Here is an 8,382-nt window from a genome sequence, read left to right on the forward strand (position 1 = left end):
GGCGACCATGCAGTTACTTACGCTCGCCGAGATCGACGATGAATTGGCCGCACGCGCAACGGAATTCGACGCCATCACCGCCACCCTGTTGGAACTGGACCGACATCCGGGACACACGCTGCTGCAGCGCTATCCGCCGACCGGACTGACCGCGCAACGCTGGCAGCCGGTCCGGGCCGCACTCGCGCTGATGTGGGCGGACTACGGCCGCCTCGAGGGCATTCTGGATGCGGCCGAGCAGGTGCGCGGCACTCGTTCTCGGCTCGATGACAGCGAACGTGCCGAACTCACCCGGCTCTTGCGCGGGCGGCCTTTTGAGGCCTCGCGCACGCCGATACCGATGGCGCAACGTTCGCTCACCGGACCGGCGGAAGAGGTCCTGTTCGTCGGACTCGCAGATACCGTGGATCGCATGCGGGCCACCTTCCCGGAGATCGCCGAATTCTTCGACGCGGTCGATGCGGTGAACACCCGGGTCATGTCGGGCCTGGCGCCACTGCAGGACACGGTGGACAGGGCGCGTGCCGCCGGAGGCGGGACGACCGAACTGGGCGCGATCGGCGAAGGTATCGCCGCGCTGTTGAGCCGCTCGGCGACCGATCCGCTCGCGCTGACGGTATCGGAGATCGACGCACGCATTGCCGAGTTGTCGGACGAGTTGCGGCGCGTGGCAGCGATCCTCGCCGAACTCGATGCGGTGGTGGCGGATTGGGCCGGGGCCATTGCCGAAACGCGCAGGCGCTTGACGGTGCTGTGCGACACCCGGACCCGGGCAGCGGCGGCCAGGGCGCAGGTGGAAGCGAAGATTCTGGCGGGCCCGCTGCCGGTGCACACCGACGACTCCGCGACACTCGGCGCGCAATTGGATGCGCTGGCGGCGACTCAGGCAGCAGCCGCGGACCTGGTGCGTTTGCGCGTCCGGATTGCGGACGCGACCGCCGGGGCGGCCACCGCCGAAGAATTGGCCCAGGGACTGCTGGATCGACGCATCGAATTGCGCGGGCGGCTGGCCGCCTATCAGGCGAAGGCGGCCCGACTAGGTGTCAGCGAGGATCGAGACGTGCTGGCCGCCGGTCAGATCGCGGCGGGCCTGCTCACCCGTAGGCCGTGTGATCTGGCGGCCGTCACCCGGGCGGTCGCCGACTTCCAGCAGATCGTCGGGGAGAAATCGGGGCGGGGCAGATGACCTGTAATGAGCCGGGATGCGGCGGCACCATCGAAGACGGATACTGCGCGGTCTGCGGCACCACACCTGCCGTGGCCACCACGGTCTCAGCGGAAATGCCGGTGGTACATGGGAATTCGAGTGCTGGACAGATGTGCGCCGAGCCCGGATGTGGTGGAATCATCGTCGACGGGTACTGCGATACGTGCGGCACCGCACCTGCCATGGCCGCAGCGGAAACCGCTGTGGTGCAACAAGGTTCGAGCGAGGGGCAGGTTTGCGCCGAGGCGGGCTGCGGCGGAACGATCGTCGGTGGCTACTGCGATACCTGCGGGGCCGCACCTGCGACGTCCGCGCTGTCGAGTCTGTCGACCCGCTCGGCGAGCACCCGCGCCTCCGGGCGCTCGGTGCGCACCGGCCGGTCGTCATCGAAATCCAGCGCGCGCGGTCGGCTCGGTGCGGGCATGGTGGATGTGCCGCGGATGCCGCGCATCGATCCGGCCACCGCGGTCATGGCCGATCCACAGGTCGCCGAGGGAAAACGGTTCTGCGGCAAATGCGAACGGCCCGTCGGGCGCGGCCACGACGGTGCACCCGGTCGCTCCGAGGGCTTCTGCCCGAACTGCGGCACCCGGTTCTCCTTCACGCCGAAGCTGAGCAAGGGTGATCTGGTCGGCGGGCAGTACGACGTTGTCGGCTGTCTGGCGCACGGCGGACTCGGCTGGATCTATCTGGCCACCGACCGCAATGTCAGTGCTCGCTGGGTGGTGCTGAAAGGCCTACTGAATTCCGGAGATCCGGACGCGATGGCGGCAGCGGTCGCCGAGACGCGGTTCCTGGCCGAGGTCGAGCACCCGAGCATTGTCAAGATCTACAACTTCGTCGAACACCGCGGCGCCGACGATGTGACCGTCGGCTACATCGTGATGGAGTACGTCGGCGGCACTTCGCTCAAACAGATCCTGCGCACCCGCCGCGACGGCGACGGCAGCTACCTGCCGCCACCCCAGGCCATTGCCTACATCCTGGAGTTACTGCCCGCCCTGGGTTATCTGCACTCGCTCGGCCTCGCCTACTGTGATTTCAAGCCCGACAACGTGATGCAGACCGATGAGCAACTCAAACTCATCGATATGGGCGCGGTGATCGCCATGGACGATCAGGACAGCCCTATCTACGGAACGATCGGCTATCAGGCACCGGAGATCTCCGAAACCGGGCCGACCATCGCCACCGAGGTGTACACGGTTGGCCGCACACTCGCGGTGCTGATGATGAATGTGCCACAGCAGGGCGGACATTTCGGCGCACTGCCCGGGCCGGAGGCCGAACCGCTACTGGCGAAATATGATTCGCTGCACCGATTCATCCTGCGTGCCACCGGTGTCGATCCGGAGGCGCGATTCGCCTCGATGGAGGAGATGGCCGATCAGCTGACCGGAGTTCTGCGCGAGGTGCTGAGCACCGATGACGGCGTACCGCGTCCGGGTATGTCCGCGTACTTCGGGCCGCCGCGCGGTGTCTTCGGTGTGTCGGATGCACCGACACCGGCCAATATTGTTGCGGCACTTCCGGTTCCGCTGATCGATCCGAACGACAGCGGCTCGGCGTTGCTGGCGACCACCGGCGGGACCACGCCGAGCGAACTGGAGCACGCGTTCGAGGCCGGGCTGCGCTCGGTGCTCACGACACGCAGTGCGTCTGCTTCGGTCGAGATTCCACTGCGGCTGGTGCGTGCCGCGCTCGAGGTCGGCGATCCGGCCGATGCGCTGCGTCGTATCGACGAACTGGCCGATACCCTGCCCGGTGACTGGCGGCTCGCCTGGTATCGCGGCCAAGCCGAATTGCTCGCGGGCGACTTCGATGCCGCCTACGCCGAATTCGATGCCGTATACGCTGCATTACCCGGTGAGGCCGCACCGAAACTGGCCCAGGCCGCCGTCGCCGAATTGGCGGGTGCACAACCGGATAGACGACAGGCCGCGCACTACTACGACACCGTCTGGCGCACCGACCACAACTACGTCAGCGCGGCCTTCGGTCTGGCCCGGCTGCGCAGCGAGGACGGTAATCGCGATGGCGCGGTGACCGTCCTGGATCAGGTGGATTCGGCCTCGGCGCTCTACACCGAAGCCCGGCTGACCGCCGTGCAGACAATGCTGGCCGATCGCACACCCGACGATCTGTCCGAACCGATCCTGCGGGATGCGGGCGGACGGGTCGAGGCCCTGCGCATCGACTCGAAAAGCCGTGGCGCACACGTGCGGATACGTGTGCTCGATGCCGCGCTCGAGTGGCTGCGTGCAGGCAAGGCACCGACAACACATGGCGCGCTGCTCGGCGCGAACCTCGATCAGGACGGAGTACGGACCGGTTTGGAGCGTTGTTATCGCGATCTCGCCCGCGAAACCGACGATATGTGGACACGATTCGAGCTGGTCGATCGGGCCAATGCGATCCGGCCCAGGACAACCTTATGATGAATCCAGCGTCGCGGAGCGACTCGATGGGGGGTGGTGGCCGGGAGCTGGGCGGGCTAGAGCCCAGCACCGCGGTATTACAGCGGTGCCCGGAATGCGCAGCGCGAGTTGGGGTGGCCGACCGGTTCTGCGAGGCGTGCGGACGAGAACTCGGCGCGCTCCGGATCGCGCTGCCGCGGTCGGATCCAGATGCGACGCCCAGTTGTGAGGGCTGCGGCGGCACCAGCTACGACGTCGACGGCTATTGCCGCGGCTGTGGACAGTTGCGTCCGGAGCCGGACCGGTTCGAGGCCGATTTAGGCGCGGTCTATGTCGCGACCGATCGCGGTATCGCGCACGCGCGCAACGAGGATGCGGTCGCGGCCGCGGTGGTCGAGCGCGGGGACAAGCGACCCATCGCCACGGTCGTCGCGGTCAGCGACGGGGTCTCCACCTCGGAGGATCCGCAGGCGGCCGCCGGTGCGGCGGCACGCGCGGGTGTCGATGCCTGCCTCACCGCATTGGCGGAAGCACGGTCCGGCACCGCGGTTGTGATGGCCGGGCTCACGGCGGCGGCGCAGGCGGTCCGTGATATCGCGATGCACGACGGCCATGCCCCGTCATGCACCTATGTTTCGGCCATCGTGCGCGGATACGGGGGCGACGGCGTGGAGATCACCGTCGTGAATGTCGGTGACAGCCGGGCATATTGGTTGCGCGGCGACGGCATCGAACCGATCGCGGGTGGAAATGCGCCGTCGCGGCGCTTGAGCGTGGACGATTCGTGGGCGCAGGCGCTGGTGGACGCCGGTGCGATGGACGAGGAGTCCGCAATGCGGGATCCGCGAGCGCACACACTGCTGCGCTGGCTCGGTGCCGACAGCGAGGACAGACCATGGTCGGACAGATGTGTGCAAACCTTCCACACCACCGGCCCCGGAGTACTGCTGCTGTGCAGTGACGGACTCTGGAACTACCTATCCGATCCGGCGGAGCTGGCGCGGATGGTCAACGGGGTACCACGCGGGGAGGCGGCGCGTGGACTCATCGAATTTGCTCTACGGTCCGGGGGGAGCGACAACATCACTGTCGCGCTGGTGCCGATCGGGCCATCGATGGACGCAGGAGAAGCACAGTGAGTTCCATGGCGGATAAGGGTATTTCGGTAGCGATCGATCAGAACGAATATCTGGCCGAGGGCGCGGATACGGTGGACGCGGTGGTCACCGTGGAGACCGGCGCGGATTTCGTGGCCGCCGGCCCGGCCCCGGAGCGGCTGGAGGTGCTGATCATCGACTGCTCCGGGTCGATGGCCACCGGTAAGAAGTTCGAGGGCGCGCGCCGTGCCACCCTGGCCGCTCTCGATGTGCTGAAGGACGGCACCCGATTCGCGATCATCGAGGGCACCTCCCTGGCGCGATTGACCTATCCGAGCGATAAACCATCGGTGCCAGCCAACCGCGACACCAGGGCCGCGGCTCGCCGCGCGCTGGACAAGTTGCGCCCCAACGGCGGCACCGCCATGGGCACCTGGCTGGGACTCACCCGCCAGCTGGCCAAGAAACACCCCGGCGCGATGGTGCACGCCATCCTGCTCACCGACGGCAAGAACGAGCACGAGGAACCCGAGGCCCTTGCCGCCGAGATCAAACAGTCCGAGGGGGTATTCACCTGCGATTGCCGCGGCGTCGGAACCGATTGGCGGGTGGACGAATTGCGCGCCATCGCGTCGGCATTGCACGGCAGCGTCGATATCGTCGCGAATCCGGCGAACCTGGCCGCGGACTTCGCCGCCATGATGCAGACCTCGATGGCCAAGGCGATTCCGGAACTGACATTGCGGCTGTGGACACCTGCGGGGGCCAGCGTTCGGTTCGTCAAACAGGTCGCGCCGACAATCGAGGATCTGACCGCGCGGCGCGCCGATTCGGGACCGCAGCTGGGGGAGTACCCGCTCGGGGCCTGGGCTGCGGAGGACCGCGACTACCACGTGCAGGTGCGGGTCGAGCCTGCCGCGCCGGGGCGGGAGAAGCTCGCGGCCAGGGTCAGTGTGGTCGCGGGCGAGGAGGTGGTCGGGCAGGGCCTGGTCCGTGCGGTGTGGACCACCGAGACCGAGCTGTCGGCCCGAATCAGCAGGCGCGTAGCGCATTACACCGGGCAGGCCGAACTCGCGCAGGTCGTGCAGGAGGGCTTGAGCGCGCGCAAGAACGGCGATGCGGAAACCGCGACGGCGAAACTGCGGCGCGCGGTGGAGCTGGCGGCCGAATCCGGCAATGAGGGCACGGCGAAACTGTTGCGCGGGGTGGTCGAGGTGGACGAGCGCAATGGCACCGTGCGGTTGCGCGCCAAGGTCGAAGCCGCCGACGAAATGGCGTTGGACGCACGCTCTACCAAGACGGCGCGGGTACGCAAGGAGGGGTAATGGCGATTGCCACCTGTCCGGACGGGCATCAGTCCGTCGCAATGGATTATTGCGATGTCTGCGGTTCGCCGATCGGGGCGCCCGCGCCGACGATGGCGGTCGCACTGTGCCCGTCCTGTGGGGCGCCGAGCAGCGGCCGATTCTGTGAAGTGTGCGGGCATGATTCGGCGCTGCCGACTCCGGCGGCGTGGACTCCGGCGTCCGCGCCCACCGAAACCGTCACTGCGACAGCGGTTTCCGCCGCATCGGGTGTGCTGACGTGGGTCGCCACCATTACCGCCGATCGTGAATTCTACGACCGGGTGCAGGCCCACAAGGGCCCCGATGCCGATCAGGTCGAATTCCCGGCGTTCTATCCCGAGCGCCGAATCACCTTGCGCGGCACCGATATCCTGATCGGCAAGCACAGCGTCTCCCAGGGCCTGCAACCCGAAATCGATCTGGGCATCGCCCCGGCCGACGCCGGAGTCTCACGCGCGCACGCCACCATTCACATCGTCGAGGACGGCATCAGCATCACCGACCTCGGCTCCACCAATGGCACCAGCCTCAATGGCAGTGAGGACCTGATTCCGGCCAATGTGGCGGCCCCGCTGGCGAGCGGAGACCGCATCCATCTCGGTGGCTGGACCACCATCATCGTGACGGCGGAACCAGCCTGATCGTTCACCGAATAGGTGACCCACCGGATCCGAGGGTGGCATCGCGCAGCACTTCCTCGATGCTGCGCATGACGTGCGAGCGCCATCCGGCCTCCATGATCGAGCGTGCCCTTTGCTGGAGCGGGTTGTCCGGATCGAAACCGGCGTGCTCCAGGAACAATCGGGTGCCCTTGCCTTCGGGCCGCAGGGTCCAGGTGATCGTCCAATCGGCGCCGTGTTCGGCGGTCGGGTCGGCGTCGCGCCAGCCGACGCGCAGCATCCGCTCCAGCTCGAAGGCCAGCACCTCGGCCGCGATCACACCGGAAAAGCCGGTCGCCGGAATGGCTTTCGCATCAATGGTGTAACGGTGCCCGACCTCGAGCCGAAAATCGGCTGGCATGAACCACCGTGCGAGCAACTTCGGTTCGGTCAGTGCGCGCCACACCTTGCCCGGACTGTGCGCGAGAAACTGATCCACGTGGATGGTGGACGGATCGTCGGTCATGGTCATTCCTCCTCCATGGCGTCCAGCAGGTCACGCAGCCCGGCCAACTTCTCGCGCCAGAACCGCTCGAACGGGTGCAGCCATTCCTGGATCTCGTACAGCGGGGCTGCCTCCAGTCGATACAGCCGTTGTCGCCCGACCTTGTTCTCGCTGACCAATTCCGCCTCTCGCAGCACCCGCAGATGTTCGGAGAAGCTCGGCCGCGCCATCTCGAAGTGCGCGGCCAGGTCCGTCACCGGCTGCGGTCCGCCATCGCGCAGCAGCCGCAACACCTCGCGCCGAACCGGGCTGGCCAGTGCCGCGAAGACCCGGCCATCGGGCGCCTCGACCGCCATCGTGGTCACCGGCCCGCGGCGGCCAGCACGAATCGGTTGCCGTCGGGATCGGTCAGCGTGGCCTGGCGACCCCATGGCAGCTCGGTGGGACCCTCGACCTGCGCACCGGCCTTTGCCAGCATCGCGCAGTCCGCGTCGAGGTCCGCGGTTTCGAGAATGACACCGCTCGAACTGCCCGGCGTGAAACCCTGTTCCGCACTGGCCAGCGTGAACGCGGTCTGGGCGCCCTCGGGTGCGACCTGCAGCCAGCGCACCGGCCCCATCTGCTGATCGACAAGCAACTCGAATCCGAGCGTGGTGACATAGAAATCCTTGGCTCGCTCCTGGTCGGAGACGGGCACGGTAACGACCTTCGCATGGGTGATGTTCATGGTCCCGAATATAGGTAGGAAAAATCCTACCTGTCAACAAGTGGTAGACAGGACCGATCGGTTTGTTACTATGCGCGTAGTATGTGGTCATGGGGTTCGAGTGGCCGGACTGGGCGTTCGCGCACCTGATCGGCATCGGACCCCGAGAAGTACGCCAAGTCCTCGAAGGCGCTCGGCGGTGGCCGCGGATCGCCGATGACGGGAACGTCACGGTGTTGTCGGTCTGGGGTCGCACCGGCGCCGGGCGGCCGTTGATCGTGGCGACGCGCCAGCAGGACCAGTGGACCTGGCTGATCATCGGCGCCCGCGAGATGCGCGCCGACGAACTGAAAATGTTCGAGGAGTGGGAACAGGAGAACCGGTGATGAACGAGAAGGATTTCCCGTCCACCCCGGACGAAGTGACGGCGTTCATGGACCGACTGACCTTCAGCAATGAACCGGTCCCGCCGGACAAGGCGCCGCCGCCGCTCGCCCCCGGTGAC

At 67.0% G+C, this 8,382-nt stretch carries 9 protein-coding genes; 6 read left to right on the forward strand and 3 right to left on the reverse strand.

All coding sequences use genetic code 11. The features are described from left to right. Positions 1-7: 7 nt before the first annotated feature. The 5 genes from ABZW16_RS30320 to ABZW16_RS30340 are packed head-to-tail and all read left to right on the forward strand — an operon-like array spanning position 8 to position 6,708. On the forward strand, positions 8-1,186 hold the full coding sequence (locus ABZW16_RS30320) for a hypothetical protein (protein WP_354959502.1): 1,179 nt from the start codon (positions 8-10) through the stop codon (positions 1,184-1,186). Beyond that, on the forward strand, positions 1,183-3,645 hold the full coding sequence (locus ABZW16_RS30325) for a tetratricopeptide repeat protein (protein WP_354959503.1): 2,463 nt from the start codon (positions 1,183-1,185) through the stop codon (positions 3,643-3,645). The genes ABZW16_RS30320 and ABZW16_RS30325 overlap by 4 nt, the downstream gene beginning before the upstream one ends. Positions 3,646-3,671: 26 nt before the next feature. Beyond that, entirely contained in the window at positions 3,672-4,763 is a 1,092-nt protein-coding gene (locus ABZW16_RS30330; RefSeq protein WP_354959504.1) for a PP2C family serine/threonine-protein phosphatase, read from the forward strand. A 5-nt stretch (positions 4,764-4,768) separates the two neighbouring features. Beyond that, a complete protein-coding gene (locus tag ABZW16_RS30335) occupies positions 4,769-6,046 on the forward strand; it encodes a VWA domain-containing protein (protein WP_354959511.1) in 1,278 nt (425 codons plus the stop codon). Next, entirely contained in the window at positions 6,046-6,708 is a 663-nt protein-coding gene (locus tag ABZW16_RS30340) for an FHA domain-containing protein (RefSeq protein WP_354959505.1), read from the forward strand. Before ABZW16_RS30335 ends, ABZW16_RS30340 begins: the two co-directional genes overlap by 1 nt. Positions 6,709-6,712: 4 nt before the next feature. Here the strand turns inward: ABZW16_RS30340 and ABZW16_RS30345 are convergent, their stop codons facing one another. Genes ABZW16_RS30345 through ABZW16_RS30355 form a run of 3 tightly spaced genes read right to left on the reverse strand, consistent with a single transcriptional unit; the run spans position 6,713 to position 7,898 of the window. Then, positions 6,713-7,192 carry an SRPBCC domain-containing protein gene (locus ABZW16_RS30345; protein WP_354959506.1) on the reverse strand — a complete coding sequence of 160 codons (480 nt, stop codon included), beginning with the start codon at positions 7,190-7,192 and terminating at the stop codon, positions 6,713-6,715. 2 nt (positions 7,193-7,194) lie between these two features. After that, positions 7,195-7,527, reverse strand: a complete 333-nt coding sequence (locus tag ABZW16_RS30350; protein WP_354959507.1) for a metalloregulator ArsR/SmtB family transcription factor — start codon at positions 7,525-7,527, stop codon at positions 7,195-7,197. Positions 7,528-7,532: 5 nt separating this feature from the next. After that, positions 7,533-7,898, reverse strand: coding sequence for a VOC family protein (locus tag ABZW16_RS30355; protein ID WP_354959508.1), 366 nt, complete (start codon positions 7,896-7,898; stop codon positions 7,533-7,535). A gap of 89 nt (positions 7,899-7,987) precedes the next feature. Here ABZW16_RS30355 and ABZW16_RS30360 point away from each other — a divergent pair, with 89 nt between their 5' ends. Continuing rightward, on the forward strand, positions 7,988-8,263 hold the full coding sequence (locus tag ABZW16_RS30360; RefSeq protein ID WP_354959509.1) for a hypothetical protein: 276 nt from the start codon (positions 7,988-7,990) through the stop codon (positions 8,261-8,263). Positions 8,264-8,382 lie beyond the last annotated feature (119 nt).

The organism is Nocardia sp. NPDC004604 (assembly GCF_040609795.1).
Taxonomy (GTDB): Bacteria; Actinomycetota; Actinomycetes; order Mycobacteriales; family Mycobacteriaceae; genus Nocardia.

Excerpts from the sequence above, each read along its gene's own strand:
- ABZW16_RS30320 (WP_354959502.1), top strand. The coding sequence starts at position 8 with ATGCAGTTACTTACGCTCGCCGAGATCGACGATGAATTGGCCGCACGC.
- ABZW16_RS30325 (WP_354959503.1), top strand. The coding sequence starts at position 1,183 with ATGACCTGTAATGAGCCGGGATGCGGCGGCACCATCGAAGACGGATAC.
- ABZW16_RS30330 (WP_354959504.1), top strand. The coding sequence starts at position 3,672 with ATGGGGGGTGGTGGCCGGGAGCTGGGCGGGCTAGAGCCCAGCACCGCG.
- ABZW16_RS30335 (WP_354959511.1), top strand. The coding sequence starts at position 4,769 with ATGGCGGATAAGGGTATTTCGGTAGCGATCGATCAGAACGAATATCTG.
- ABZW16_RS30340 (WP_354959505.1), top strand. The coding sequence starts at position 6,046 with ATGGCGATTGCCACCTGTCCGGACGGGCATCAGTCCGTCGCAATGGAT.
- ABZW16_RS30345 (WP_354959506.1), bottom strand. The coding sequence starts at position 7,192 with ATGACCGACGATCCGTCCACCATCCACGTGGATCAGTTTCTCGCGCAC.
- ABZW16_RS30350 (WP_354959507.1), bottom strand. The coding sequence starts at position 7,527 with ATGGCGGTCGAGGCGCCCGATGGCCGGGTCTTCGCGGCACTGGCCAGC.
- ABZW16_RS30355 (WP_354959508.1), bottom strand. The coding sequence starts at position 7,898 with ATGAACATCACCCATGCGAAGGTCGTTACCGTGCCCGTCTCCGACCAG.
- ABZW16_RS30360 (WP_354959509.1), top strand. The coding sequence starts at position 7,988 with ATGGGGTTCGAGTGGCCGGACTGGGCGTTCGCGCACCTGATCGGCATC.